30 protein-coding genes are annotated in these 26558 nt (G+C 43.5%); 5 read left to right on the top strand and 25 right to left on the bottom strand.

What is annotated here, in order from left to right; all coding sequences use genetic code 11:
• Positions 1-46 precede the first annotated feature (46 nt).
• The 3 genes from OCV36_RS20495 to OCV36_RS20505 all read right to left on the bottom strand — a co-directional run bounded on the left by OCV36_RS20495 (position 47) and on the right by OCV36_RS20505 (position 2036).
• Positions 47-382 carry a winged helix-turn-helix domain-containing protein gene (locus tag OCV36_RS20495; protein ID WP_017075982.1) on the bottom strand — a complete coding sequence of 112 codons (336 nt, stop codon included), beginning with the start codon at positions 380-382 and terminating at the stop codon, positions 47-49.
• A gap of 172 nt (positions 383-554) precedes the next feature.
• The gene (locus OCV36_RS20500) at positions 555-905 is read right to left on the bottom strand and encodes a winged helix-turn-helix domain-containing protein (RefSeq protein WP_241906781.1); all 351 of its coding nucleotides are present in this window, start codon (positions 903-905) and stop codon (positions 555-557) included.
• Between the two features lie 237 nt (positions 906-1142).
• On the bottom strand, positions 1143-2036 hold the full coding sequence (locus OCV36_RS20505; RefSeq protein ID WP_135458657.1) for a helix-turn-helix domain-containing protein: 894 nt from the start codon (positions 2034-2036) through the stop codon (positions 1143-1145).
• Positions 2037-2086: 50 nt separating this feature from the next.
• Here OCV36_RS20505 and OCV36_RS20510 point away from each other — a divergent pair, with 50 nt between their 5' ends.
• A complete protein-coding gene (locus OCV36_RS20510; RefSeq protein WP_135458655.1) occupies positions 2087-3484 on the top strand; it encodes an MATE family efflux transporter in 1398 nt (465 codons plus the stop codon).
• Between the two features lie 136 nt (positions 3485-3620).
• On the opposite strand, the gene OCV36_RS20515 is transcribed toward OCV36_RS20510, so the two are convergent.
• Both OCV36_RS20515 and OCV36_RS20520 read right to left on the bottom strand, forming a co-directional pair.
• Positions 3621-4016: a nitrous oxide-stimulated promoter family protein gene (locus OCV36_RS20515; protein ID WP_135458653.1), complete on the bottom strand. Its 396-nt coding sequence runs from the start codon at positions 4014-4016 to the stop codon at positions 3621-3623.
• Between the two features lie 2 nt (positions 4017-4018).
• Complete coding sequence (locus OCV36_RS20520; RefSeq protein WP_135458651.1) at positions 4019-4534, bottom strand: GNAT family N-acetyltransferase; 516 nt, start codon at positions 4532-4534, stop codon at positions 4019-4021.
• Between the two features lie 97 nt (positions 4535-4631).
• Between OCV36_RS20520 and OCV36_RS20525 the strand changes: the two genes are divergently transcribed.
• Positions 4632-4832 (top strand): DUF2986 domain-containing protein, encoded by a 201-nt coding sequence (locus OCV36_RS20525; protein ID WP_017075988.1) that lies wholly within the window; start codon positions 4632-4634, stop codon positions 4830-4832.
• Between the two features lie 126 nt (positions 4833-4958).
• On the opposite strand, the gene OCV36_RS20530 is transcribed toward OCV36_RS20525, so the two are convergent.
• The 9 genes from OCV36_RS20530 to OCV36_RS20570 all read right to left on the bottom strand — a co-directional run bounded on the left by OCV36_RS20530 (position 4959) and on the right by OCV36_RS20570 (position 11711).
• Complete coding sequence (locus OCV36_RS20530) at positions 4959-5882, bottom strand: ABC transporter substrate-binding protein (RefSeq protein ID WP_135458649.1); 924 nt, start codon at positions 5880-5882, stop codon at positions 4959-4961.
• A 2-nt stretch (positions 5883-5884) separates the two neighbouring features.
• Positions 5885-6760 (bottom strand): metal ABC transporter permease, encoded by an 876-nt coding sequence (locus OCV36_RS20535; RefSeq protein WP_102314040.1) that lies wholly within the window; start codon positions 6758-6760, stop codon positions 5885-5887.
• Positions 6760-7494: a metal ABC transporter ATP-binding protein gene (locus tag OCV36_RS20540; protein WP_135458647.1), complete on the bottom strand. Its 735-nt coding sequence runs from the start codon at positions 7492-7494 to the stop codon at positions 6760-6762. The genes OCV36_RS20535 and OCV36_RS20540 overlap by 1 nt, the downstream gene beginning before the upstream one ends.
• Positions 7494-8429: a metal ABC transporter solute-binding protein, Zn/Mn family gene (locus tag OCV36_RS20545; RefSeq protein ID WP_102554172.1), complete on the bottom strand. Its 936-nt coding sequence runs from the start codon at positions 8427-8429 to the stop codon at positions 7494-7496. Before OCV36_RS20545 ends, OCV36_RS20540 begins: the two co-directional genes overlap by 1 nt.
• 45 nt (positions 8430-8474) lie before the next feature.
• Positions 8475-9086 carry a DUF6162 family protein gene (locus tag OCV36_RS20550; RefSeq protein WP_135458645.1) on the bottom strand — a complete coding sequence of 204 codons (612 nt, stop codon included), beginning with the start codon at positions 9084-9086 and terminating at the stop codon, positions 8475-8477.
• Positions 9083-9418 carry a hypothetical protein gene (locus OCV36_RS20555; protein WP_135458643.1) on the bottom strand — a complete coding sequence of 112 codons (336 nt, stop codon included), beginning with the start codon at positions 9416-9418 and terminating at the stop codon, positions 9083-9085. The genes OCV36_RS20550 and OCV36_RS20555 overlap by 4 nt, the downstream gene beginning before the upstream one ends.
• A 116-nt stretch (positions 9419-9534) precedes the next feature.
• Positions 9535-10371 (bottom strand): DUF4198 domain-containing protein, encoded by an 837-nt coding sequence (locus tag OCV36_RS20560; RefSeq protein WP_135458640.1) that lies wholly within the window; start codon positions 10369-10371, stop codon positions 9535-9537.
• Positions 10372-10465: 94 nt separating this feature from the next.
• The gene (locus tag OCV36_RS20565; protein ID WP_061025159.1) at positions 10466-10984 is read right to left on the bottom strand and encodes a DUF2271 domain-containing protein; all 519 of its coding nucleotides are present in this window, start codon (positions 10982-10984) and stop codon (positions 10466-10468) included.
• Between the two features lie 97 nt (positions 10985-11081).
• The gene (locus tag OCV36_RS20570) at positions 11082-11711 is read right to left on the bottom strand and encodes a PepSY-associated TM helix domain-containing protein (protein ID WP_017075997.1); all 630 of its coding nucleotides are present in this window, start codon (positions 11709-11711) and stop codon (positions 11082-11084) included.
• Between the two features lie 416 nt (positions 11712-12127).
• Here OCV36_RS20570 and OCV36_RS20575 point away from each other — a divergent pair, with 416 nt between their 5' ends.
• Positions 12128-12448: a hypothetical protein gene (locus OCV36_RS20575; RefSeq protein ID WP_135458638.1), complete on the top strand. Its 321-nt coding sequence runs from the start codon at positions 12128-12130 to the stop codon at positions 12446-12448.
• A gap of 199 nt (positions 12449-12647) precedes the next feature.
• Here the strand turns inward: OCV36_RS20575 and OCV36_RS20580 are convergent, their stop codons facing one another.
• The 7 genes from OCV36_RS20580 to OCV36_RS20610 all read right to left on the bottom strand — a co-directional run bounded on the left by OCV36_RS20580 (position 12648) and on the right by OCV36_RS20610 (position 19864).
• The gene (locus OCV36_RS20580) at positions 12648-13826 is read right to left on the bottom strand and encodes a tetratricopeptide repeat protein (RefSeq protein ID WP_135458636.1); all 1179 of its coding nucleotides are present in this window, start codon (positions 13824-13826) and stop codon (positions 12648-12650) included.
• Positions 13823-14443 (bottom strand): energy transducer TonB, encoded by a 621-nt coding sequence (locus tag OCV36_RS20585; RefSeq protein WP_135458634.1) that lies wholly within the window; start codon positions 14441-14443, stop codon positions 13823-13825. Before OCV36_RS20585 ends, OCV36_RS20580 begins: the two co-directional genes overlap by 4 nt.
• 19 nt (positions 14444-14462) lie before the next feature.
• Positions 14463-14867 carry an ExbD/TolR family protein gene (locus tag OCV36_RS20590; RefSeq protein ID WP_004731145.1) on the bottom strand — a complete coding sequence of 135 codons (405 nt, stop codon included), beginning with the start codon at positions 14865-14867 and terminating at the stop codon, positions 14463-14465.
• The gene (locus OCV36_RS20595; RefSeq protein WP_004731144.1) at positions 14864-15424 is read right to left on the bottom strand and encodes a MotA/TolQ/ExbB proton channel family protein; all 561 of its coding nucleotides are present in this window, start codon (positions 15422-15424) and stop codon (positions 14864-14866) included. Before OCV36_RS20595 ends, OCV36_RS20590 begins: the two co-directional genes overlap by 4 nt.
• Positions 15424-16800, bottom strand: coding sequence for a MotA/TolQ/ExbB proton channel family protein (locus OCV36_RS20600; protein WP_135458632.1), 1377 nt, complete (start codon positions 16798-16800; stop codon positions 15424-15426). The genes OCV36_RS20595 and OCV36_RS20600 overlap by 1 nt, the downstream gene beginning before the upstream one ends.
• Positions 16800-17567 carry a DUF3450 domain-containing protein gene (locus OCV36_RS20605; RefSeq protein WP_017076003.1) on the bottom strand — a complete coding sequence of 256 codons (768 nt, stop codon included), beginning with the start codon at positions 17565-17567 and terminating at the stop codon, positions 16800-16802. Before OCV36_RS20605 ends, OCV36_RS20600 begins: the two co-directional genes overlap by 1 nt.
• Before the next feature lie 179 nt (positions 17568-17746).
• Positions 17747-19864, bottom strand: a complete 2118-nt coding sequence (locus OCV36_RS20610) for a TonB-dependent siderophore receptor (RefSeq protein ID WP_135458630.1) — start codon at positions 19862-19864, stop codon at positions 17747-17749.
• 545 nt (positions 19865-20409) lie between these two features.
• On the opposite strand from OCV36_RS20610, the gene OCV36_RS20615 reads away from it, so the two are divergent.
• On the top strand, positions 20410-21714 hold the full coding sequence (locus OCV36_RS20615; protein WP_012600580.1) for a dicarboxylate/amino acid:cation symporter: 1305 nt from the start codon (positions 20410-20412) through the stop codon (positions 21712-21714).
• A gap of 224 nt (positions 21715-21938) precedes the next feature.
• Here OCV36_RS20615 and OCV36_RS20620 read toward each other — a convergent pair whose 3' ends face one another.
• The 3 genes from OCV36_RS20620 to OCV36_RS20630 all read right to left on the bottom strand — a co-directional run bounded on the left by OCV36_RS20620 (position 21939) and on the right by OCV36_RS20630 (position 24540).
• A complete protein-coding gene (locus tag OCV36_RS20620; protein ID WP_135458628.1) occupies positions 21939-23324 on the bottom strand; it encodes a sensor histidine kinase in 1386 nt (461 codons plus the stop codon).
• Positions 23321-23986 (bottom strand): response regulator transcription factor, encoded by a 666-nt coding sequence (locus tag OCV36_RS20625; RefSeq protein ID WP_017076006.1) that lies wholly within the window; start codon positions 23984-23986, stop codon positions 23321-23323. Before OCV36_RS20625 ends, OCV36_RS20620 begins: the two co-directional genes overlap by 4 nt.
• A gap of 80 nt (positions 23987-24066) precedes the next feature.
• Entirely contained in the window at positions 24067-24540 is a 474-nt protein-coding gene (locus OCV36_RS20630; RefSeq protein WP_135458626.1) for a LabA-like NYN domain-containing protein, read from the bottom strand.
• 281 nt (positions 24541-24821) lie between these two features.
• Between OCV36_RS20630 and OCV36_RS20635 the strand changes: the two genes are divergently transcribed.
• Positions 24822-25373 carry a DUF4174 domain-containing protein gene (locus OCV36_RS20635; protein ID WP_135458624.1) on the top strand — a complete coding sequence of 184 codons (552 nt, stop codon included), beginning with the start codon at positions 24822-24824 and terminating at the stop codon, positions 25371-25373.
• A gap of 136 nt (positions 25374-25509) precedes the next feature.
• Here OCV36_RS20635 and cobA read toward each other — a convergent pair whose 3' ends face one another.
• Positions 25510-26286: a uroporphyrinogen-III C-methyltransferase gene (cobA, locus tag OCV36_RS20640; RefSeq protein WP_135458622.1), complete on the bottom strand. Its 777-nt coding sequence runs from the start codon at positions 26284-26286 to the stop codon at positions 25510-25512.
• Positions 26287-26558 lie beyond the last annotated feature (272 nt).

A 26558-nucleotide genomic window follows, 5' to 3' on the forward strand; every position in this document is an offset into this window, starting at 1 on the left:
TCATCTGGAGGAAAGATCGAGAATAGATATCACTTAGCTCACATTGTTAAGGCTGAAATACGTAGCCTTCGCCAGTAATAGTCATGATTAAGCCGTCTCCAAACAATGACCTAATTTCAGATATCGCAACGATGACTGATGAGTTAGTGACTTTTTCATTTTCCCAGCCAACCTTCTTCAATTGACCGACACTAAGCAACTTACCACGATGTCTATTCATAAACAGAATGATTTTTCTATACGCCAACGGCATAGTGGCTAGCACATAACCATTTTCAACGTTGCGAATTAGCTTAGTGTTAAGCTCAACAATTTTACCGTTTAATTCAAGTACTACGTTATTTTCAGAGCGGTTCGTTTCTATTGCAGGATAAGAGTCCATTTTTATACATTTCCCTTACTATATAGCCAGCGACAAAGTCAGATTCAGTCATTTTTATATAACGCCGCTTATAAGTGGACGTTTAGAATTGACGATAATCAATGGAATTCGTACGGTAAAGAGATTAAATTTTTATTATTAAAATATTAACAGGATGTCAAAGGAGGATTATTTAATAATCCATCACATACCCTTCGTTTGAAACGGTTTGTATACAGTGACAGTCGAGGATCCTCCTGATTTCGTAAATAGCCACAAGTACTGAAGCGGACGTCACAGCTTTACCTGCCCAGCCAACGCTCTTCAAAATTTGTTTGCTGACCACTTGACCTTTATTTAAATAAAGGTAGCAAAGTACCTTACGGTGAGGTTCAGAGAGCGTCCCAATAATCGAACCACAACCCTGTTTTCGCACAATTTTCGTGCCCGATTGAAACTCTTTGTTGTCTAAAATGAGCTTCGGCGGAAGCACAAAATCATCCAATTCATTGATCAGTTGTTGCATTGATTCCTCGAGTTGCATAAGCAGACGTCTTCTAAAATATTTTCCAACAGCACCATACAGTACAGTACAGTACAGTACAGTACAGTATAGAGTAAACCACTAAACTGACAAACATCTATATGCAGTGAATTTATTGCTTATTAGGTAGGCGAATGAATACTTCTAAATGCTATTTTAGATTCCACATACAGAACGCCAGACCTTTACCTATAATGAGTCACAGCTAGACTACTATCTAATATAAAAATCAATTAGTTAGCTTTTCAGCCGATAGCTCTTGCGATATTGGCTTGGCGATAAGCCAAAATGCTTTTTAAATCGATGGGAGAAGTTATAGGGATCTTTGTAGCCTAGACGGTTAGCAATCATCGATACCGACCAATCTTGCTGCTTCAACAAACTGGTCGCTTTGTCCATTCTAAGCTGAATCAATTTGCTACGAGGAGAAACGTTAAACAATGACTTTGTGACCCGATTTAACTGCTCTTCACTGATGAAAACACGCTCGGCCATCCCAGCTACTGTCCACGCTAAATGTAGACTGCTCTCGATTTCATTGTATAACGCCTGCACCCGCGCGGTGGTGCTGGTGGACTTCGGTTCAAACCCTGTGAGGGTTCGAATGATCTCACTCATGAGTAGCTTTCTAAAACTGGCCCTGCCGCCAATTTCAAAGTGAACCAAATTCATCAACGACCAGATTTGTTCGCATTCTCCGAAAGGCACAATGCTTTGGCCTAAGCTCGCAATATGTTGCCATTGCAAGGTGTCGGGCGTCAGCATCCAAGCCATTTTCCAATAGTTGTATTGAGGATCAAGCTCAAAGCGAAATGGGGTTTCCGCAGGCAGAACCACAAGTGTGTATGGCGTGATGGCTTGTACCGAGGTTGCAGTGGTTAGAATTCCGCCCCCTTCTTGGGTAAAAATCAACGTATGAACATTCACAGATTCACGCTCAACCCAATACGCGTCGTACAGCTTCGCCATACCCCCCATGTAGACACCACAGCTTTTCATCTCTGGGATATCTTCAACGGTTAAAAAACGTTCTTTGCAATGTTCCGCGAGAAAAACATCATCTTGCCACGTTGATTTAGGTTTCATGGTATCAATGACGGATTCGCACAGGTTTTGTTGTTTTTTAAACATGTTGTTACTTCGCTCAAATCACTATAGTTCTGCCATAAATCGGAGAGCTTATGACAACTAACATCAACCCTAACTCATCTATGAATAACAAGCCAGATAGCATCTTACCTCGTATCGTTAAACTTGGTTTGCCTGTGGCTTTGCAAAGTGCGCTGGTTGCTATTCTTGCCCTTGCTGACGTCTTAATGGTCAGTGATTTTGGAATGGAAGCAGCAGCCGCTGTGGGAATTGCATCAAAATGGCACTTCGTTGCTATTATGATTATGGCAGGGTTGGCCTCGGCAAACGGTACATTAGTCGCTCAATACTGGGGAAAGAATGACCGTAAAAGCGCACGTACTGTGTCATCCATAGCAATGGTTTTTGGCTTAAAAGTTCTGTTGCCTGTCACTGCAATCATCACTCTTGGTTCTCAGTTTTTAATGATGTTGCAAACCAGCGATCAAACCGTGATTGAGCTTGGTGCGACTTACCTTTGGTACGGCTTCCCTGTTCTGCTGCTGACTCATATTGTGGTCGTGGTAGAAGCGAGCATGCGATCTTCAGGTGACACCGTAACTCCACTATTATTAGGCGGCGTTACCATCGCACTCAACATTGCGTTGAACTTCGTTCTTATTAAAGGTGCTTTCGGCATTCCAGCAATGGGCGTCGCGGGTGCGGCATTGGCGACAACTTTAGCGCGATTGATTCAAGTCGGCTTGATGTATAGTTACATGCGTATACGTAAACACTGGCTGTTAACCACCCCAAGCTCACCACATCGTCCGTCATTGTGGCTGTCTTACCGTCGCATTGCTTTGCCGTTGACGATGAATGCTGTGTTGTGGGCAATGGGCACCATGGCATATCAAATGATTTTCGGTCACATGGGCACGACTGAGCTTGCAGTGTTCTCGATGCTCGCACCATTTGAATCGCTGTGTTACTCAATATTCTTTGGTATTTCGGTGGCGTGTTCAGTATTGCTTGGTCACTCACTCGGCCGTGATGAATTTGATGACGCAATGAGCATGGGTCTGACGTTCATAAAAGCGGTGATTGGGTTTGGCGCGGTTGTCGGCCTTCTTCTCTTCCTAGGCAAAGAGCACGTATTGAGTTGGCTGAACTTAACAGACGATAAGTTATATCCACTCGCCGCGCCAGCAATGATGATCATGTGCTTTGCTGTCGTAATTCGCATGCTAAACATGGTGATCATTAACGGTATTATTCGTGCTGGTGGTGATAACGCTTTTTGCCTGCGAATGGATTTCATTGCGATGTGGATGGTGGGTATTCCAGTATGTGTTTACGGCGCGTTTGTCGCTGGATGGGATTTCAAATACATCTATGGTTTGATGTTGGTAGAAGAAGTAATGAAGTTAGCTATATGCTCACACCGTTACTTGAGCCGACGCTGGATCAACAACCTGACGGTTACCTACGAAGAACCACAAACTGCGTAGCCTTCTATGTTTAATTCCTTTGGTTTAAGCCCTTGGTTTAAGCCCTTGGTTTAAGCCCTTGGTTTAAGCACCGAATAGAAACATGAAAAGGTCTGAGCAATCAGACCTTTTCATGTTTTTGTCTTTCCAGATATCATTACTTCTTATTCATTCGGATATGACGATTAGACACATTCGGCAGTGGCTTCTCTGGCACTTTCCGTTTCTCATGAATCAAATGCCTGATCGCTAAAATCGGATGCTTGAGTAGCATTCTTGGCCCAGCATAACGCATCACCAAACGCATTTGCTCTTTCGGGTCAGGTTTATAGCAGTGAATCGGACACTTATTGCAGGTTGGCTTCGCCTCGCCATAAGGACATCTATCGAGTCGTGTCTCGGCATAACGTAAAAGTTGCTCACACTCTTCACATAACGAATTGATCTGACGAACCGCACCGTGGTGATCTTTACAATAGATGTGCACCATAGCGATAACGGTTTTGTACTCGGTTGCGAGTCCGCCTTGCAGAATATTGTTATGTTGAAACATGATTAATTACTCAGTGATAGACCGTACAGGTTGAGGTTGACGCTTTCACTTAATACGTCCTCGACTCGTTCGAACACAAAGCCTAACTTAGTAAGCAATGCAATGCTTCGAATATTATCAGAGGTCGTGATGGCAACTAAATGATCGATATCAGCATTATGTTGAGCTTGTTCAATTATCGCTTGTGCCGCTTCCTTTGCAAAACCTTGCCCATACACTTCAGGTACAAAACCATAACTAATATCATGCGCCTCTAATGTGTCTCTTTTAATCAAACCACAGACACCGATTGGCGTTGAAGAGGCTTTGATTTCGACCATCAGTAAACACACACCCTTCTCTCTATACATCTTAAGAATGTTGTTTTCGATGTATTCAACAGCCTTGCTAGTATCAGTGATTTCCTTGTTTCCAATGTAACGCAAGAAATCTTCTGAGCTATATAATCGCTGAATAAACGCCGCATCTTGAGATGCGATCATTCTTAATCGTAAGCGTGCGGTTTCGACTGCCTGCATAGTGATATTTTCCTTGCTGGATAGCATGTAAATATTGAGTTCTAGATCTAAAATGATTATCCTCCACCGCATAAACTAAATACAAGGCTATGCAGCAATGAACCGTAAGAAAAAAATCAATCAAATTCTAAAGAAAAGACAGAAACAAGCGACTTCTAAACTGCATGGTAGCAACAAACCTCGCTATATTTCTAAAGCTGACCGCGCAAAAATGGAAGCTGAAGAGCAAGCAGAAGGCACGGTAGAGTCTACAGTAGAAGCTGGTATAGAAACTGAAGAGACAAAAGCTGCAGAGTAAGTTTTAAGCTAGCAGACTTCTTTCCCAACACTCTACCCAGAGCCAACGGACAAGAACAAAAAAGCAGCCTCTATTTGGGCTGCTTTTTTGATCCTACCGTTTTGAACTAGCGACTAGGCTATTTTATTAACCTTTGAAAGGTTCAACTTCCCAGCGTCCGAACGGCGCTTTTGTATTAATGCCTGCACTTCCCCAACGGTCTACCGAGTCTACAACAAGAATTCGCTCATTCGGTACCAGCGACTTAATCAACGTCGTTGGCTTTTTCGCTGTGACTAACCATAACGCGTCGTCTTCTGAAAACATCGCTTTGAGTTTCGCTTTATCTTGCTCTGTCCATTCAAGCTCAGCTTTGAACATACGCTCTTCAACAAACAGTTGGCTGCCCGAAGCAAAATCTTCCAAGCTTTCTGAAAGCAACAACACTGAATCTACGTCGTTATCCAGCAATACCGCTTGTTGCTTGTTAATCAGCTCGCGAACATCAAGCATCACACGTTGTAAGTTGCTATCAATTGTCTTTGCTTGCGCCGGCCACAATAACTTAAAGTCATCAGCCACAATTGCCGCCATACGCGTTAAGTTAGTTGGGTTTAACCACGCGAACTTAGACACATCACCACTCGATAACGTCAGCGCTGCAACACCTTGCGCGCGCGGTGTAATCGCTTGAGCCGCATCCACCTCAACCAAACGGATGTTTCCCTGCCTTGCGTATACAAAAGTAGGGTCAGCTTGCCAGATGGACGACAGCGTTACTGCTACAGTTGCCTTTTCACCTGATTTAAGCACCTTGTTTGAACCCTTAGTACCAAACCAGTTAGGCAGACGATCAATACCGTAGCGTTTCGGCGGTAGATATTCAGTCGTAATATCGGTGCCTTTGGTTAGCTCTGTCGCCAACGCATAAGTCACAGGCGTACTGGTGAGGATATCCTCTGCATTAACGTTGAAAGATACTATTGAGCCACCTAACAACACACCACCAAGAGTACTCACTTGAGCCATTGCTTTGAGTGAACTTGAGATTCGATTCATTAAAGAAGTCATGATTATGCCTTTCTTACAATTCGGTATAGCGTTGCCGCTAGGAAAAAGGTCGCAGAAACGATAATGATTGAAGCGCCCGATGGCACTGGCAGTTTAAGTTCCATAGGTAACACCGTTCCGACCAAACACGCGATGGTTGCCAACAATGCAGACAGCAAAACAAAGCTGCCCATGCGCTTAGTCAGCAACCGAGCGGTAGCGCCAGGTATTAACAACAATGCGCCAACCAGAACAGCACCCACAATCTTCACTGCTGCAATTGTCACTAAGGTGATCATCATGACAAACAAGTAGTCGTAGAAACTTGTGTTATAGCCACGAACCTTGGCAATATCAGGGCTGATACAAGTCAATAGAATGCGGTTGAACGTCGGGATTAAGAGCAAAATGATGAGTGCGCAACTGCCTGCGAGAATGGCTAAGTCTTGATCTGTTACCGTTAGAATCGAACCAAACAACACGTTCTCAAGCATGTGAATATTAATTTTACGTGCCACGTACATCAGCAATGCCGCGCCGACTGCCAACGCTAGAGCTAGAAAAACACCTACTAAGGTATCGTATGGCACGTTGGTTCTATTTCTTACGAAGTGAAGAAGCAAAGCGAAGATCATACAGAAGCTAAACAAGCCAATAATTGGGTTTTCTGGTGGCTCACCAAGCAGAACACCGATAGCGATACCGGTTAAAGCCGCGTGGCCGACAGCTTCAGAGAAGAAAGCCAGACGCTTTGCAATCACCAAAGTACCAAGGCCACCTAGTAACGGGCCCAGTAATAATGCGGCAACCAGTGCATTCACCATGAACGCATACATGAAGCTGTCTGATAACCAACCCGCTTCAACACCACTTACGGCAAGTTGTCGTAACCATTCCATTACGCAACCGCCTTCGATTTGGCGATGGTTGCACCACTGCTGTAGTGCTGGAACAAGCTTTCAATTTTACTTGGATGCAACACTTGTTCATGCGAACCACTATCAACTAAGAATCGATTCACAACATGTACATTGGCTTCAAGGCGACGCACCGCGGTTACATCGTGGTGAACGGCAAGAATCGTACGGCCTTCATCAACGCATTCACGAATTAACGATTCAAGATAACGAACGCCCTGCTCGTCCATACCTGTTGTCGGTTCGTCCAGCATCAACAAACTTGGGTTATCCAGTAGAGCTTGAGCAAACAATACACGTTGCTGTTCACCACCCGATAACTGCCCCATACGGCGGTCGCTACGAGTTGCCATACCCACGCGATCCAATTGCGCTAGTGCAAGATCCAACTGCTTGGACTTACGACGCCAAAATAGCGGAATTCGAGTTTGGTTAAGCAGTACGAAATCCATTACCGTTAGAGGTAAGCTAGATTCGAAGGTCGCTTTTTGAGGGACATAACCAATACTTGGCTTTTCAGGCCAATGAATATCGATTTGCCCAGAGAAAGGAGTGAGGCCAAGTACAGAGCGCAGCAAAGATGTTTTGCCTCCGCCATTTGGCCCCATGATAACATGGCACTCGCCCGCTTTGAGTTCTAGTGATATGTCATCAAGAATCACGTTGTTGTCGTATTGCAGACCGAGTTGATTGATTGAAATTGATGGGCCGAGCATTATGCATTCCCGCTTTTAGCTTGGTTAGCCGCCGCAAATTTCATTGCTTCGATTAACGTTTCTAAGTTCTTCTTCATTTCAACCTCCACTTTATCGTCCTCATATTCGCCATGCGTCATGTGAGAAAAACGGTAAAGCTGCACGCCTGTTTCCGCTTCAATGGTGTCAACAAAACGGTTTGGCATGTTGAGCTCATAGAACAGAACATCAATACCCGATGCGCGGATCTTTTCGATCGTATCTTGCAGTTGGCTCGCACTTGGTTCAACACCGTGTGCAGGCTCAATCACCGCCGCGACATCTACACCAAACTCTTGAAGGATATAGCCGTAAGCATTGTGCGTAGTCGCTACTTTCATGCCTGAAGTGTCTAGCTCACCTAATGACAACATCGCATCACGCTTCATAAAGCGAAATTGCTTGGCGTATTTACGTGCGTTCTTGCGATAAAACGCAGCGTTGTCTGGGTCGAGCTTAGAGACTTCGCTCGCGATGGTGTAAACCTTTTGAATCGTTGTCGAAAGACCAACAAACGTATGCGGGTTCACGGCACCTTGACCAACAGATTGGCCTAATGCTGGAAGCAAAGGCACTTCTTTGTTCGCTTCGATTACCACTAAATCATCACGTTGCGCGGCTGAAATCACTTTTAGTGCGAAGTCATCATGACCAATACCGTTTACCACGATCGCATCCATCTGGCTCAATCGCTTCAAATCATTGGGTTGTGGCAAGTAGTTATGCGGATTAAAACCAGCATCAACCAATGGAAGGATGTTCACTTTGTCACCCACCACGGCTTTTACATAGCTGTAGTAAGGTTGAAGCGTGATACCAATCGTTAGCTTGTCGCTGTCGATCTTGTATTCTTTTGCCAATGCATTGGGTGTCATTAACACCGCCAATAACGACATGAACAGAGTCATAATTCGCATAGTAAATCTCTTATTATTAGTGAGCATTTTTGTAAGCCGGATTGTTTAATGAGAAGAAGCATCATGCTGTTCAACTTCTGATTCATTGACGACCATTTTCCAGCCCGCTGACTCAAGTGTGTGTTGATCAAAAGTACTGGGCTGTTCTGCTACTCCACCGAAGTAGATCCAGATTTCAGGAGAGACGCTGTTCGCGTTTAAAATAAACGAGTCTGCAAAGCCATGTTCGCTTGGTGCAGTATCTTCACTTGATGTAGCTTGTTCACTTGGTATAGCGTATTCGCTTGGCGTCGAAAAGTAATAACCACGCTCGTCCAATAACCAATTATGAGAACCTTTGCGCTTCCAACTCTGGTCTTCAACGAAAGGCGCGACCCATTCATCCTTAAGTGACACAACACTCGGCCATTCGCCGTCTAAGTCCATACGCAGATCACGAACCTCTTCGTGCGCCAAACGTAGCTCTGATAACATCGCCAGGTTTTCTTGCTCAACATCAGTCACCAAGACTTGGTGATCAAGTACCGCTTTCACGTTGGATTCTGCCTGATGAAATGGGATAGCGACCGTGGCAAAGCTCAAGATGAATACAATGATCAGCCCTACCCATTTGCCTTCTCTGCCACCCGTATCAGCACGTACGCCTTGAATCATCATTTCTCGCTGATCTCAACAACGTCGACTTCAACAGGAAACTCATGGCCTGAATCGAATACGAGGTAAAACTCAGTATCGGGGTTCGGAAATTCAACGATAGAGCGCTTATCTGTCATCTCTTTTGCAATCAAGTTGTCTTCGTAATCGTACATCTCAACCGCGTAATCAATCGCTTTACTACCATCAGAGTAACCCGCTTCACAGGCCACGGTTTTATCTTCAAACCAGCAACTCATCAGTGGAAAGTGTGCTTGCGCAGGTAATGCAGCGAAACCAAGTCCCAGTGCTAAGCATGGAGTGATTATCGATTTTAGTTTTGTTTTTATTGTCATGGTTCGTACCCTAGCCACAGTGCAAATTCTCAGAAGTAAACTGAGCGATAAAGGGCTCAAATGAGCCCTTAAGTTTTTTGGTCGTTTAATCAGGGATCGAGCCCCGATATCACCGATTATTGAAGCAGTGTTTCGAACGTTAAGTGAACGTTCGCGCTCGCTTTATCAGCCAGTGGGTTATCAATCAACTCACCTTTGTAGTTAGCTTTCATTACGTAACGACCCGCTACGTCTGGAGTAAACGTAATTTCACCGTTCTCATCGCTCACTACATCAATCTGCTCTTGGTGGTTGCGATAAAGCGTGCCTTCACGAGTGATCTCCGCTTTTACATCTTTCTGGATTTCACCGTTGTAGAAGAATTGGAATGTCACCGGTTCGCCTTCAATGATGTCTGAAGGGTGCGTTACTGGCTTCATTTCAAGTAGCTTACCTTCAATCTTAAATACTGAATCCGATGGCTTACCCACTGTGATGTAGCTTTCTGCACGGGTGAAACTGATTTGTGTTACCACGTCACGCGACTTTTCAGGAAGCACAGAGTCACGTTCCGCTTTGTTTGCTTTAATCCATTTCACTGTGTCACGACGACCGGCCTTGTATTGCGTGTAGTAAGAAGGCTCATTGTTGATCGCCACTTTGTGCGTGCCTTCTTCTTCAAAGTAGAAATCAAAGATTGAACGACGTTTACCGCGAATAACAAAGTTTGGACGCTCGCTGCGACCGTCTGGCATGATGACATGAGCGTTTTCACTGCCTGCTGGCTTATCGAAAACGAACGTACCGTGAGATGCAGTCACGTCGAACGTTAGCCAGTCACCGCCTTCTTTAGACACGGTAAAGTGAGACGGCAGGATCCAACGCGGGTGAGCTTGCGCTGCAGTCGTTGCTGCGAGTCCGAATGCCATCACACTCGCTAGAGCAAGTGCTTTGATTTTTGTTTGTTTCATCATGTTCAATTCCATTATTTATAATTGTTAGCCGTGTCGCTCTATCTGAGCCTACGATGACTGCTGTCTATTCTGTTCAGTTTGCTATTCGCACTTGTTATTTAGCGATGTAATTCAGAGTGATTTCACCCGTCTCTTCCGTCGCCTTTAGCTCATAAGAAGCGTTTGAATCTGTTAGCGATACTTTTTGACGAAGGTAATTACGGCCACCGTGTTCGCGAACAACTTCGATATGAACCGTGTACTCGCCCTGTTCTAGAGTTTGGCCATCATCGCTCTTACCATCCCAAACGAAGCGGTACTGGCCAGCAGGGCGCGTTGCAGACGTCACTGCATCAACCAATTCACGATCGTAACGTCCAACCTTTCTCCACCAGCTACGTAAATCTTTAAGCCATTCATCTTTACCGACCCAAAGCTCAATGGTTTTCACTGACTTTCGTTCGCTGTTCTCTACCCACACCGCCACATAAGGACGTGCGTACATAGAGGTATCAATCTTTGGCAGCTTAAAGTTCACATCAAGTTTTGCCGTATCAGGGATTGCTTGTGCCATACCTAGGCTTGGCAAAAGAGATAAAGCAAGAAGCGCCTTGCTCCAGTTCATTTTTTTCATGTTTAACAACCTTTTAAATCCGTTTAACCTTTAGTTCGTTCTTCAAGTTGATTCACCAAACTGACTCATCAACCTGATTGATCAAGCTAATTAAGGGTTAAGGCACGGCGACAAAATAGATAGCAAGAGAGATTGCAGACCCAAACACCGTCCATTTAATGGAGGTATTGAGCGTTTTTTTCTTAGGTAACAGTAAGCACACGCCAGTAAGCACAAAGAAGATCATCAGTAGCGCAGTGATATCGATAAACCATTTCCAAACTTCACCGCTATTACGCCCTTTGTGTAGGTCGTTCAACAGTGCGATAACGCCGTAATTGGTGGTTTCGACTTCCACCATTTCAGACGTCACGTCAACGAACACAGAGGCGTTGTAGCCTGGTCCTTTAAAATCCATAGACACTTCGCCGATGAGCAACTCACCGTTTTCAATCTCTGCGTAGATGTCTAAACCTGAAGGAACGCCCGATAGGTTGGCTTCTTCAAACAAAAACGTTTCAAAGGCCGTTTCATCGGCTTTTAATCGCCCGTCTTGGATTGAAAATAAACTTGTAGGAAGCGTTAACGTAGATCGTTGGATATTGGGTTGTGTTGATTCAAATAACTCAGGTCGATTAAGGGTGATACCTGTCACTGAGAAGAAAAGAACAACGAACAGAAGCGCCATTGAAATATAAACATGAAGTCGACGAGCCCATGATTGAACCGCCCTACTTTTTAACGACATACAAACCAATACCTATAAATTTTATGGCGACAATTTAGTTGATAATCATTCGTATTGGCATTCAATTTACATTGTTTACGTTTGCCGAGCAGCGTAAGGAAATTTACATAACATTACATGGGAAGTAATCGAACTGTTTGCATATTCTTGCTAACTTATATTCATGGCGCTTAGTAGTCGTTTAAAGGTCAACAAAAAACTGAAGGTCTACAGAAGCTAAAGCTGATGGATTGAGCAACTTTAAGATAAAAACCATGGTGTGAACGGACGAGTATTTAGTGGGTTTTGTACTGATATCACTAAAAGATCATTAGGATCTCGATGTGTTCAGCGATTGATGTGATGTGCTTTAGAGTAGATTAAACTTATCAGTTATAAATTGGATACAGTTACACAAGCTTAAAGGGATTTTAAAAATGCGTATTATTATTTTAGTTTTTGCCATGTTGCTAACGGCATGTACTAACCAAATAGCAAGTAAGCAAGACCGCCTCCAAAAACACATCGGATCAAACATAACCGATGTACAAAAGTTGTATCTAACTGAACGAGCACGTCCTATCAGTTTTTGGGAGTCTCGAAACTATGCTTGGGTTGAGACTAAAAAGCCGTTAGATAATGGCAATATTTTGCACACCTTTAAGGACCCGTATCGTGATTGCACTATCAACTGGATCGCTGATAACAGCGGCGTTATTCAAAGTGCTACTCCGAGCGGCACGATGTGTAATCCTTAAGATCTTAACACTTAAGCTGAGAGCTTAGTTTTTCGCTATTTACTTTCCCAAACAGCAAAGCGAGCAAAATTTTAACGCAAGATATCAAAAAGGGTGCCATTTGAACGTTCAAATGGCACCCTTTTACTTTTCTTATTTCTTATTTCTTATTTCTAGCTTCTATGTGCTGTCTCTTATCTTCTTTTTTAGCTATCAGCAGTTAGACACTTCCGTTATCACTAACTGTTCTTAGCTGAGTCAGATATTTGATCCAACCTTTTGCTTCAGAAGAAGGTTCAATGTTGTTCGCACGTTTGGCTTGAGCAAGGGCGTTATCTAAGTTCTTAAGCTTGTACCAAGAACGTACTTTCGCCAATGCGACGTCGGCTTGTTTGTTTTTGTCTTTCACTTTGTCTAAAACAACCAGCGCTCGGTCATAGTAACCCTGCTGAACCAAAAGCTGAGCCACATTCCAATGATATTGAGTGTCCTTTTTAGACGCTAACGTCCACACTTCAATGGCATTGTCCCATTCTTTAGCTAGCTGCCAGTAAGTTGCTTGCTCAGCCAGAAGTTGAACGTCACTGTTCGCGTCATCTAACTTACTTATTTCTTCAGCAGCACGTTCTGGAATGCCTCGTTTCGCATACAATTGAGCAAGCAGCCTACGGTCTGAGTTTTTAAGCTCAACACCTTGTAGATCGGCCAGCGCCAACGTATTTAATGCATCTCGGTTACGTTCTAACCTTAGTTGAATACCCACTAGTTGACGCCACCAGTTGTCTTTTTCTGGTTGAAGTTCAATAAGGCTTTCCAGTGTTGGAATAGATTGCTTCCACTGCTTTAACTGTAGTTGTGCACCCAGTTTTAGTGATAGAGGCGACAACTCTGGTTTTGAATTGAACTTGTCATGATTACCAATGGCTACTAGTACTTTCGACCAGTTTTCAATTTGGTATTCAGCTTGTGCAATTCGCATCCAAAGCGTGTCTTTCTTTTCCTTTTCTGGCGCTGTTTTCACTAACTCGTAATAGTGCGGAAGCGCGTTTTTAAACTGCTGATCGTTTAGTAATAGATCAGCAAGCATGCGCTTCGTTATCCAAGCTTGCTCATCGACCAACAAATTAGTATCGACGGCATAAGTTAGCTGCTTAATCGCCGCGTCAGTTTTCCCATCTTGCCAGTAAAACACACCAAGCATACGAGCTACGTACGCTTTGTCGTAGCCTTTAGAAAGCTCCAAGCCTGCAAGAACGTCAATCGCCTGTTTAACCTGTTCATCTTGAGCAAGCTTGTGCGCTTTTTGAACACGAATAGCAGTATATTGAGTTAACTCTTTTGCTTGTGTTGAAAGGGGCATTAACAACAAGCCCACTAATATCCATATCTGTTTCATCATTTTGCCAACTTAAACTCTAGTTTCACGGTTTGACCAACCTGAGCTATCGCTTTTCCATCGACGACTTTCGGTTGATATTTCCATTTTTTAAGTGCTCTCATCGCTTCACGTTCAAACATACGACGTGGGTTTGCGTCAGTGACTTGAATATCAACTGGGCGCCCCGTCTCATCGACAGTAAAACTCAATGTAACAAAGCCTTCAGCGCCACGCTTAAGCGCTTTTGCTGGGTAACGAGGTTCTACTCGATACAGAGGCATAGCCTGTTGGTTTGACCCAAAATCAGAAAATGTCGGCGCATTAATCGCTAGGCCATCAATCGATGTATTCAAATCCAATGAAGGCAGCGAAGACATCGAATTCAGAGGCGTGACTTCAGCTTGTGACTGAGACGTTTGCGCTTCTGGTGGCGGTTCTGGCATTTCTGGTTGTTCAGGAACTGCACGTTGTCTTCTTTGAACGTCTTGTTCTTGTTCCACCATCACCATGTTAAAACTTAAAGTCTCACCACTTTCTGGAGAACGTTGATGGCCATTATCAACCATCCAAGCCATGAAGGAAAACAGAGCTAAACCCAGTACCCCCGCTATCGGTAAGGCAAGAAAAAGGCGAATCATTTATGAAGATCCTCCAAGATCATCGCTTTTCAGCAGCAAGTGCAATGTTCTTAACACCCGCACCTTTAGCAGCGTCCATCACTTTAACCACCGTTCCGTTATAAGCGTGTTCATCCGCTTGGATAACCAAAGATGCATCAGGTTGTTCTAGTAATAAATGTTCTAATGTCGCTTGAACACGTTCAACATCAACGACACGTTTATCAATGAAAATGTCATTCGCAGACGTAATCGCAACAAAGATGCCCGCATCCTTTTGGCTTACTACGTTAGAAGCTTGTGGGCGATTGACTTCAACCCCTGATTCACGAACAAATGAACTGGTCACAATAAAGAAAATAAGCATGATAAATACGATATCAAGCATCGAAGTAAGGTCTATTTGAGCCTCTTCGTTTTTAGAATGACGTCGACCGAGTCTCATCGTTGACTCCTTAAAGATTTTTCTAATTTTAATTCTAAACGGTTACACACTTTCGCTAAACGCGCGTGAACAAACATGCCCGCTAGTGCAGCAACCATACCCGCCATGGTTGGCAGCGTTGCTAACGAGATACCTGAAGCCATCAATTTAGGGTCGCTGCTTCCTTGAGTCGCCATGACATCAAAAACAGAGATCATACCGGTAACGGTGCCTAACAAGCCCAACATCGGACAAATAGCGACTAACAGTTTAATAAAATTCAAGTTTTGGTTAAGCAAAATACTCGCTTGTCCTAACCAACCTTCACGAATGGCTTTGGCATGCCAAGAAGAGTGGTCTTCTCTTTCATGCCACTTTGTAATCCAAGCTTGGCGTTGTTTTGGAAAATAGAACGCAAGATAAAGCACGCGTTCTACCACAAGCACCCAATACACTAGGACAACAGCAGCTAGCCACCACAGGACGAAACCGCCCTGCTCCATAAAGCTTGATAAAGACAGCAGCCAGTCACTCGTTAACCAACTCGCTGGTAATAGAGAACCCGACAAAATATCCATTACGCAGCAGTCCCAACTGGTGAAACAACAGCTTTTGATTCAACTGTCTTTTCTGCCTGCTCAGCAACAAGGCCAATACCCTGCTTCTCAAGAATATTGCGAATATTTTCTGATTGAGTGCTGAGAATGTTGTGTGCCAGTAGTAGTGGCATTGCAGCAACTAGGCCAAGTACCGTTGTTACAAGCGCCATCGAAATACCACCAGCCATGACTTTAGGGTCACCATTACCAAACTGTGTGATCACTTGGAATGTTTCGATCATGCCGGTTACGGTGCCCAACAAGCCAAGCATAGGAGCGAGTGCAGCTAGAAGTTTCAGCATCGATAAACCTTTCTCTAAGTGAGTCTGTTCATCAACGACGGCTTCTAAAAGACGTAACTCTAGTGCTTCAACCGTTTGGTTTTGCTCTTTGTTGTAAACTGCAAGAACGCGACCCAGAGGGTTGTCGCCCGCTTGTTCAGGGTTCTTCAGTTGTGCGCGAATTTTCTGACGAGCGATAGCTAAAGAAATACCACGAACCAATGCGATGATTAAACCAATTGCCAACAAGCCAAGAATCACTTTGCCTACTACGCCACCAGCTTGAAGACGATCAGTTAGGCTTGGTTCCAAAGCCAATTGTTCTAGCATGAATCCACGAGAAGGATCGACAACGATATTAGATACGTCGCCATTCGCAAGTGCGGAAAGCGACGCGAATGTTGGACCATTTGATGGTTGTTTCAAATACGCGATTGCATCTTCGCGCTGGGTGTTCCAGCTAACATAGCCCTGGTCAGTCACTAGGCCGATTGAACCTAGGCGATAAGCATTAGCCTTTTGTGTGTTGCCTTCACCATTGATGAACGCAATTTGAGATTTACTAAGCTCCGAACTCGCTTGAATTTGCTCAACCATACTCATCCACAAGCCAGATAGCTGTGGCATTGATGGCAATGATTTAGCATCAATGATTTGCTCAACGGTTGCAGTATGTTCAGCGCGATCAACACTGTTCACTGTAGAACTAAGCTCTGCACCTAGCTCTTTTGCGTTTTGGCGAACGACGCCAAACAACTCACCGAGACTACCCGTTTCTAAACGCAGTTTCTCTTCTAAACGAGCAAGTTTGTTTTCGTTGTCGCTGAACGTTTGAGTCAGAACGTCTGTAGCGCTTTGGATTGAGGTGCGTTTCTCTTCAAGCTGCACTTTGATCGCTTTGAGCTCTTGTTCTGTCTTTTTGAAATCCGCTTCTCGAACCACATTGTGAGAGGCTTGAGTTCGACTCTCTGATTTTGCTTTATTAACTAATTGAGCAGTCGTGTCTGATGCAGAGAAAGCAGAGAATGAAATAGATGTAATGCAAAGTAATGCGGCCAACGGTTTTAAGTTCATTACTTAACCTCCGCAACAGTTAGAGAAACAGGTAAAGTAATCAAGCTTGGCGCCGCTTGTTGACCAGCAATATCGTAGGCTTTATCCAGTTCAGATTTCATTGAAGAGTCAAGCTCTTGCCATTGATCTTCTGTTTGATCCCAAGACCAGTATTGGTTGCCATTTAGATTGCGAGCGACTAAAGAGATGCGACCTAGGTGCAGTACATCAGCCTCAATCGTTTTTTCGCTCGTCAATGCTACGCGACCTTGATAAACACCTAGCTTAATGCCGTAGTCCATCTCGATTTGGTATGCCTCTAAAATACGACGGTATTTTTCAGCATCACTTACGTCAGCGCGAGTCATCATAGCTTGAAGCTTTTCAACTCTCTCTAGGCGTTGCTCTTTTTTAATCGGAATGTCTTGCTCTATTAACTGTTGAAGACCATCAATCATCTGATACATCAAAGGAACAACACCTTGGCGTGTGTACTTGATTTCATCGATCTGCCCTTCAATGCTCTGAGCTTCTCTGTTTTGACTCTCAACCAACGCAGCAAGGTGATCGTGATAGATTTCTAGGTTTTTTACTTCTTCTTGCAGACGCTCAATCTCAGCTTGCAACATTAAGGTCGCTTGTGAGCTTTTATCAATAACCTTTTGGCTCGAAGCCGACGCGTTATTGGTCTTATTCTGAATTGATTGAGCTTGATCCAAGCTGTTTGCCATCGAAGACGTTGCAACCAAACTGATGGCAAGTGCTAGGCTAGTTTTTAAAAGATTCATAATTGTAGTCATTTACTATAAGAAGAAGGTCAAATGAGTTTTATTGATAAGCAGTCTCATTATCATTAAAAGTCACTCGCATTACTAGGGATATTTTTATTAAATAGCAGAATCACGAAAGGGGAAAGTCGAAACCTTCCCCTTAATATTTAGGCTAGCAATAATACCCTACTAACAAATTAGTATTTTACCTGTAAAGTCGCCATGTAGTTACGGCCTTCGCCAACAACTACGCTGCTTGTACTGCCACCTTCTAGGTAATCTGTATCAAACAAGTTCTCTACGTTGAAACGAGCAACGAAATCTAGGTTTTCGTCATACTTAATCGTATGTGAAACACCCATATCTACGCGAGTGTAAGCATCTTTCTTAAAAGTATTAGCGCTTTCTGTGTAACGTTCACCTACATGGTAAACACCTAGGTTTACATCAGTACCGTTATTGAACGAGTAAGTAGACCAAATGCTAGCTGTAAACTCTGGCACATCTGCTGGAGTTTTGCCTTCAAGTGCAGGATCGTTTTGATATTCAGCATCCAAGAACATAGTCGATGCACTCAATGAGAACGCTTCAGTCATGTAACCAGTAGCCGACAGTTCTACACCAGTATGAACTTGTTCACCAACTTGGCTTGTGCGTGTCTCTTTGCCGTTATTACTTGCTGGATCTAGATCTTCAGTCACTTGCATGTTCGATTGAGTAATCTGGAACAATGCTCCTGATACAAACAAACGCTCATCAAACAGTTCCCACTTAGAACCTAACTCGTAAAGAGTGCCTTTCTTAGCATCTTGAGACTGACCAAAGTTCACATCATCTTGGTCTGTGATTTCACCAACAGGTTCGAAGCTTTCAGAGTAAACCGCGTAAATTGAACCGTTTGAAGCCGGAGAGTAAATCACACCAAACTTAGGAAGAATGTTGTTGTAGCTCTCTTCTTGATTAGAACTGCTCGTCGTTTTGTCATAAGCGAAACGTACGCCACCAAGCACTTGCCATTGTTCAGTAAGCGTTACTAAGTCTTGAACATAAAGACCGTAGTGTTGGCTTTCAGAGTGAGACACTTCATTGTCGTTCTTGTAGCTAACGTTAGAAGGCATATCAAAACCGTTGCCACATGCAGCAACAGCTTCTGCTTCTGTTGCGTTAACACATGTGTAGCCAGAGTCGTATAAGCGCTCGTAGTCGTAATGTAGGCCATTCACGCCAACAAGTAGACGGTGATTAACACCAAGTGCGTCAAAGTCACCAGTAAAGTCTACGTAAGCCGTGTCAAACGTCCATTCATCGTGACGGTCTGATACCTTGTAGCCGTAACCGCCGCTCTTATCGCTATATACTGTGTTGTTCGATTCTGTACGTTGACGCTCGTAGAACTGACGGCTGATACCAGTCTTAACAGACCAAGCGTCGTTCAAGTTAGCGGTTACAGATGCACCATAGTTTGCAACGTCGTTATCCGTTTGAGCAAAACGTTGGTCATTAACCGTGTTAGGGTCGATAACTTTACCAGTAGAAGTATCGATTTTAGAACCGTTGTCTAAATCGCCCTCTTCAATGGTGCGGTCGTAGTGCACAGACAGCATGATGTCTTCGTTAATATCGTAATCAACAAATAAGCCACCAACAAAACGGTCAGTCTCTACATCAGTGCCATCAAAGCGGGTACGGTAAGAGTCTTGGTTTTCTTGTGAAACAATAAGACGAGCACGTAAAGTTTGGTCATCATTCAATGAACCACTTACATCTGCTGTAGTACGTGTGTAGCTATCAGAACCAATATCTTGGCTTACGTTTACTTGAGTTTCGTATGTTGGCTTCTTAGAAACCATGTTAACAAGACCGCCAGGTGCTGATTTTCCGTAAAGCAGACCTGCTGGGCCTTTCAATACTTCAACGCGTTCTAAAAGTTCTACCGGTTGACGGTAATGAGACCAGTGTTGAACGCCATCACGTAAGTAACCAGAGCTACTGTCTAAATCAAAACCACGAAGAGTAAAACGCTCACGGTTAGTTGACTTAGAACCAGCACCAACAGATGCGTCGTTTTTAAGAACTTCACCTAACGTGCTAGCACGCTGTTCATCGATGATTTGCTCATCGATTACTGAAACTTGTCCCGGAGTTTCTAATTGAGTCGCCTCCATGCGCATTGCTGTTGTGTTCGTGTCGGCTTTGTAACCGTAGTCACGACCTTCAACAACCATGTGCTCGTCTGTTTTTACTGTTTCTGCCAATACTGCTGGTGAAGCTAATACTGCGCCGATCACTAGGGCCAATGGGCTCTTTGAAAACATGTCCTTTACTCCGCTTTATTCTTTTATTCGAACACTTTTTAGTTATTTGATGTGCTCGTTGAACCGTTTCCGGTACCACTGAATCATTTCGGGAGTGAATATAAGTGATAACTATTACCATTTGCATTAAATTTACATTCTTTGCATTCGTAAAAGTTTGTAAAACCCACTGAACGCACGCTTTCTATAGCTCAACACAATCAATTCAATACGTTAATTGAGCGTGCAGATCTGTAAACATGAATTCAACATTTCACTATAAGGTCATTGGCCTGATCAATCTAAGCTACCAAGATCAATAACAATACTGTCTTGTCTTATTTACTACCTTTGAAACGACTGATTGATGTATAAAAACCTCGATAAATGTAAATAAATGGTGAGTTATTTTGTTTTTATTTGTTTAATTTACACAATTATCGGTGATTCTGATCACATCTATAATTTCAAACTCATTTTTTGTTTTTCGATTTGATCAACCGACTGCTAATCTCCCGCTCACTTTGAAAAGGTATCAAAGTTATAAATAATAAGGAGTGTTCTAAATGAATACCAAGAAACCTATGTCTCTAACTGGTCGAGTTATCCTCGGTATGGTCGTGGGCATATTAACGGGATTTGCCATTCAATCCCTTTTTGCAGACAGCGGATTTGTTAACAACTACATCGTTAATGGACTCTTTGAAGTAGGCGGGCAGATTTTTGTCGCCAGTTTAAAAATGCTTGTTGTGCCTCTAGTCTTCGTTTCACTAGTGTGCGGTACGAGCTCTCTTAAAGATTTATCAACTCTTGGCCGTATGGGTGGCAAAACGCTTGCACTTTATATCGGTACCACAGCCGTTGCTATCACTCTAGCACTCACTATCGGTAACCTATTCCAACCTGGAGCTGGTGCGGATCTTACTGCTGCGAGCTCTTTCAAATCAGCGGATGCCCCTTCTTTGGGTCAAGTAATCATCGACATGTTCCCAACCAACCCTATTCAGGCGATGGCTGAGGGCAAAACGCTGCAAGTTATCGTATTTGCTGTGTTGTTTGGTATTGCAATCAGTGCAGCGGGTAAACCTGGCGAGCGTATCGCTGCGGTTTTCTCTGACTTGAACGAAGTGATCATGAAGCTTGTTGCGCTACTAATGAACCTTGCGCCTTATGGTGTGTTCTTCTTGATGGCGAAGCTGTTCTCCGGCCTTGGTTTAAGCGCAATCTGGAACCTAGCAGAATACTTCTTAGTACTTGCAGGTACCCTACTCCTACACGGTTTGGTTACTTACAGTGCGATGCTAAAAGGATTCACAGGTTTAAGCCCTATTACGTTCTTACGTAAGATGGAAGATGCCATCATGTTTGCATTTTCAACGGCATCTTCAAACGCAACGATTCCAGTAACTATGGAAACGGCTAAAAACCGCATGGGCGTAGATAACAAAGTCGCTTCTTTCACTGTACCACTAGGTGCAACAGTGAACATGGACGGCACTGCTATCATGCAGGGTGTTGCAACGGCGTTTATCGCACAAGCCTACAACATTGACCTTACTATGGGTGACTACTTGATGGTTATCCTAACAGCGACATTGGCGTCTGTTGGTACTGCAGGTGTTCCTGGTGTTGGTCTTGTTATGCTAGCGATGGTATTGAACCAAGTTGGCTTACCGCTTGAAGGTATCGCGCTTATCATGGGTGTTGACCGCCTTCTTGATATGATTCGTACCGCTGTAAACATCACAGGTGATAGTGCCGTAACTATCATTGTGGCTAAGTCTGAAGGTTCTTTTGACGAAGCTCGCTTCAATGACCCAGCAGCTGGTGAGAAAGAAGAAGAAGTTAAGCTAGCACGCCAACAGGCATAATCTAGTTTCTCTGTCGCTCTTACCTTCAAACTGAGGCGTAATTAATGGCTATGCCTTAGCTGATACTCAAAAGCGTATAAAAAAAAACGCCACTGCATCTGCAGTGGCGTTTTTTATTGGGCTATGTTTCTAAGCTATATTACTTAGCTATATTTCTAAGCAATGTTTCTCAGCACGCTTTCAGTCATCGTTATCTATGGAGCACAACGCATAACAACGGGAAGCTAATCGACGATTGGGAACATAAGGTTCACTCTAAGCCCCCCACCGTCTCTGTTTTCAGCAGTTACATGCCCATTCATCACACCCATCGCTTCCTTGACGATCGCGAGGCCTAACCCATAGCCACCAGACTGTTTATCTCGGGCTGACTCTATGCGAGTAAACGGGTCGAAAATCCCTGTAATCTTATTATCAGGAATGCCATCACCGTCATCTTCTACAGATATGACACTGTAACGTTTATCGACTAACAGTTCATAAGTAGTTACGACAACATGTGTATTCTCGCCAGCATATTTAATTGCGTTACCGACCAAATTACCGATAACTCGCAGGAGCAACCTTTCATCAACATTAACCATTGATGTTGGCGTCTCTAAATCACCGACTAAGGTTTGATTCGGCTTTAAGTCATTTTGCATTTGCGCGATGAGCATCGAACAGTAATGCTCAAGGTGCATCAAGCTTAACTTGGAATCATAGCGAGACGTTTCTAGACGGCTGAATTCTAGGATCTCACCAACAAGCTTATTCATCTCTTCCGTTTCGCTTTCCATTCGTTCAAGCAAGCCAATGCTCTTATCATCGACCTTGCTACGCAACAGATGCAATGCGAGGTTCTGCCTTGCTAGTGGCGTTCTAAGCTCATGTGATACATCACGAATCAAACGACGCTGCTTTTCAGCCAGAGACTTAATCTCAACCGTCATGTGATCAAAGTCATGGGCAAGTTCGTTAAATTCACGCGTAGTTGAATCAAGCTCTGAAACAACACTCACCGAGAAATCCCCTTGCGCTAATCTTCGACTTGCTTCCCTTAAACGATCCAGAGGTTGCTGAAGGCTTTTCGCCATAATAATGGAGAACAGTGTCAATACGACCAATGCAATCAAGGCTTTGAGCATATAGGAATATGGAGCAAAGGATTTAGCAGGATGGAACTGGTGCGGCAGTTGAATAACCAGTGTTTTGCCGTTATCAAGTGGCAGTCCGAAGATAGGCTTACTGACACGATCACTTAATTGATGATCTAAGGAACGCAGGTACTTCAGTTTGAATTCAAAGTGCGGGTGCATGTGTCGATGGGTAATTGGTCGATTATTTTCATCGATCACAAATAGATAGTAACCTTGAGCATTGCCCCAGTCAGCTAACTCATCCATATCCCCTTCTTCGATCAGCACATTAGCTTGATACGCAAGATCCAACATTTCGGCTTTGACGGATTCTGGTACCTTCAACAAAGCCTTCATCAACGCTCGTTCAGCCACGCCTTGAAGGATTAATATACTTACCAAAATCACCGTCAGGTAGCTGAACAACTGGAACGTTAAGCCATCCTTACGTTTGGCAATAAAATCAGGGCAACGCAGCAGTTTCTGACTCATACCCCTACCGACTCTAGGTAGCTATAGCCTTTACCACGAACGGTTTTGATGTGTTGCTTAGACAAGCCTGCCTGAACGAGCTTTCGACGTATATTACTGATATGCATGTCTAAATTACGATCGAAAGGACAGAGCTCTTTCTTTAGAACATGGATTTGAAGGTCAGATTTAGATACAACAATACCGTCATTTTTGACCAAGTAATCAAGCAGTTCTTTCTCAGTACCCGTTAACGGTAAACGAGAAAGTTGTTCACACAAGCCTTGATTAGATGAAGCCAAAGATTGCCTTTGACGTTCAAAACCAACGCGGCGCAAGATCACCTTGATGCGAGTCAATAGTTCAGGAACATTGAAAGGTTTGGCGATGTATTGATCGGCACCCGCTTGATAACCGTCTAGCATCGAGGCATCGTCATTAAGAGCCGTCAGCATAAGAATGGGTGTAGCAAATCGCTGGCAAATTCGCCTAGCAACTTGAATACCACTGAGGTTAGGCAACATTACATCAAGTAAGACTAAATCAACTGGGTGAGACTGGATGAACTCAAGCGCAGACTCACCACAATGAACGGTATCGACGTGATACCCTTCATTTTCTAAGACTTCACCCAACAATTCACATAACTGAATATCATCATCAACAACTAAAACGCGCGACATCATACAAACCGATAAGTAATAATAGTTTGCATTCTAATTATCGTTATTATTGATTTCAATTATAAAATACGAGATTTCTCTTAAAGTAAGAAATCTTTTTCAATCGGTACAAATTTTGACGCAGAATCGATAAGATTTTGAGCAGTTAGCCCCGGAACACCATACACTTCAACAGGCTTACTAAAGCGCTCCTTGATTCGCTCAACAAGGATTTCAAAATCGCCATCGCCAGACACCAAAACAATCTTATCAACCGTCTCTGCAAGTTCTATCGCATCTAACGCGATACCGACATCCCAATCCCCTTTTGCACTGCCGTCTCGACGCTGAATAAACGGTTTTAGCTTCACACTAAAGCCAACCCCACGCAGGATATGGTGAAATTGACGCTGTTTAGGATCTTGGCTAGAGATCGCGTAAGCATTGGCAGCAACAACGTTACGCCCTTCAGTGGCAACATACCAAAACTGGTTATAGTCGAAGTTAGAACGGTATTTGTCGCGCGTTGTATAGTAAACGTTCTGAACGTCGACCAATATTGCTATGTTTTCCATAAATTCATACCTTTAGATTTTCCGTATACCCTATTCTACTCAATACCAAAATGCGAGTCGCTTTATTTAATAAAAATGAACCTGTTAGCTATCGTTAACGTAAACCTAAGCCTATTGAACGTATGTCTCTTGAACGTAAGCCTAAATTTATTTAGCGTGAACCCCACTATAGTTAATGCACTTGCTTTCAACTGGAACGTAAAGGCATTGGATTCTACACTTTAGATAGAGAGCATTCAGAGCGCTCTTTGTTTCAACCGCTTATCAAACGGAGTTTGGCTATGCAGCATCGACAAACATTCAAATCGTCCGCAAGCACCGATACGACTGACGTGCTGCTAGTTGCAAATGGTTCACCCGAAGCTATCTGGGGGTCATGGTTAACAAAACTGCTGTGCATCAGCACGGTGTTGATAATGAGCTTAACGATTAACCCAGCCCTTGCGTACCCAGCCTACTCCCACTCAAAAGCTTTGCCACATCGTAGTGTGATTGACTTTGCTCCGACTGAAGACTCAGTAGTCAAAGAATTTTTAAACGAGGTGTTGATAAACAATTGCCAGCTAGACGAACGAGATGTCGTCGTCATGGTCATCGCAGAAAGTGGCTATACCATTCCGACTTGGCTCAATGAAGAGTTTAATTTAGATGCAGTAACCAGCAGTTACGAGATCCCAAAAGGGTCACATACGGCTGTTTTAATTGGAAAAGATGGCAAAGAAAAGCACAGATGGAATGGGAAAACAGATTGGAATTTGCTTACCAACCTCATTGATGAAATGCCAATGCGACAACAAGAAATGCAGCGACAAAACAGCCGCTGCAGTATTTAATCAGGCTTCTTTAGTGACCTACAATGCCAGTTGGCTAGACCTCAAGTGAACGATGAATTAAGTCTACTGAGCATTAAGGTAACTAAATATTAAGGCAACTAGCATTAGTAATGCTGACCTTAGCGCCAGCAACTCACTAGACTTGTTCTTTAAACCAAGCTAATTTTTCATGAAGTTGAGCAACACTACCGACAACGATCAAAGCAGGGCTTTTCGCTTCGCTAGCTAGATTTGCCAAGTCATTTAACCCGCCACGGAATACCTTCTGCTCTTGGCGCGTACCGTTTTCAATAATCGCCACAGGCATGTCTGCACGCATACCATTATCCAGTAAATTTTTCTGAATATTAGGGCTCTCTTTCAAGCCCATATAAAACACGATGGTATGGTTGTGTTGAGCAAGTGAACGCCAATCAATATCTTCGCCATCCTTTTTCAGGTGGCCGGTAATAAACTGAACGCTTTGTGCATGGTCTCGATGAGTCAGTGGAATACCGGCATAAGCTGTTGCACCTGCCGCAGCGGTGATACCCGGAATTACTTCAAATCTCACGTCATTTTCAGCAAGCGTTTCACACTCTTCACCACCACGACCAAAGATAAAGGAGTCACCGCCTTTTAGGCGAACAACGTGCTTATTTTCTTGTGCTTTAGTCACAAGCAGTTGGTTTATTTGATCTTGTGGTACACAATGATGGTCGAGTTTTTTACCCACATACAACATCTCTGCTTTTTCGTTGGCCATGGCCAAAATATCTTTTGATACCAGTCGGTCGTAGACCAAAACATCGGCTTGTTGAATAACTCGTGCCGCTTTAACCGTTAATAAATCTGGATCCCCCGGACCCGCACCTACTAATGAAACAAATCCTTTGTTTCCTGTATTAACATTCGATGGCGATACTTCTGACATGCTTTGCTCCGAAAGTTAGCTTGTTATATTTCAAGCTTAATTCTGTATAGCAATTCACTGTTAATTCATGTGAATTACCAAAATCCCTACTTCTTAGACTATCAGTTGTTGAGACAAAACTTCACGTTTAATTCTAATCAAGATAGAAGTTTATATAACAAAACAATCTATTACGTCGTTTGCTGCTTATTGCCAACTGATAATGAACGTTATCTGTAAATGGCAATTTTTCTAAAAAGCGCCTATCCGTAAATGGCGGCCATAGACCACCA

Source organism: Vibrio echinoideorum (genome assembly GCF_024347455.1).
In the GTDB taxonomy this organism is placed as follows: Bacteria; Pseudomonadota; Gammaproteobacteria; order Enterobacterales; family Vibrionaceae; genus Vibrio; species Vibrio echinoideorum.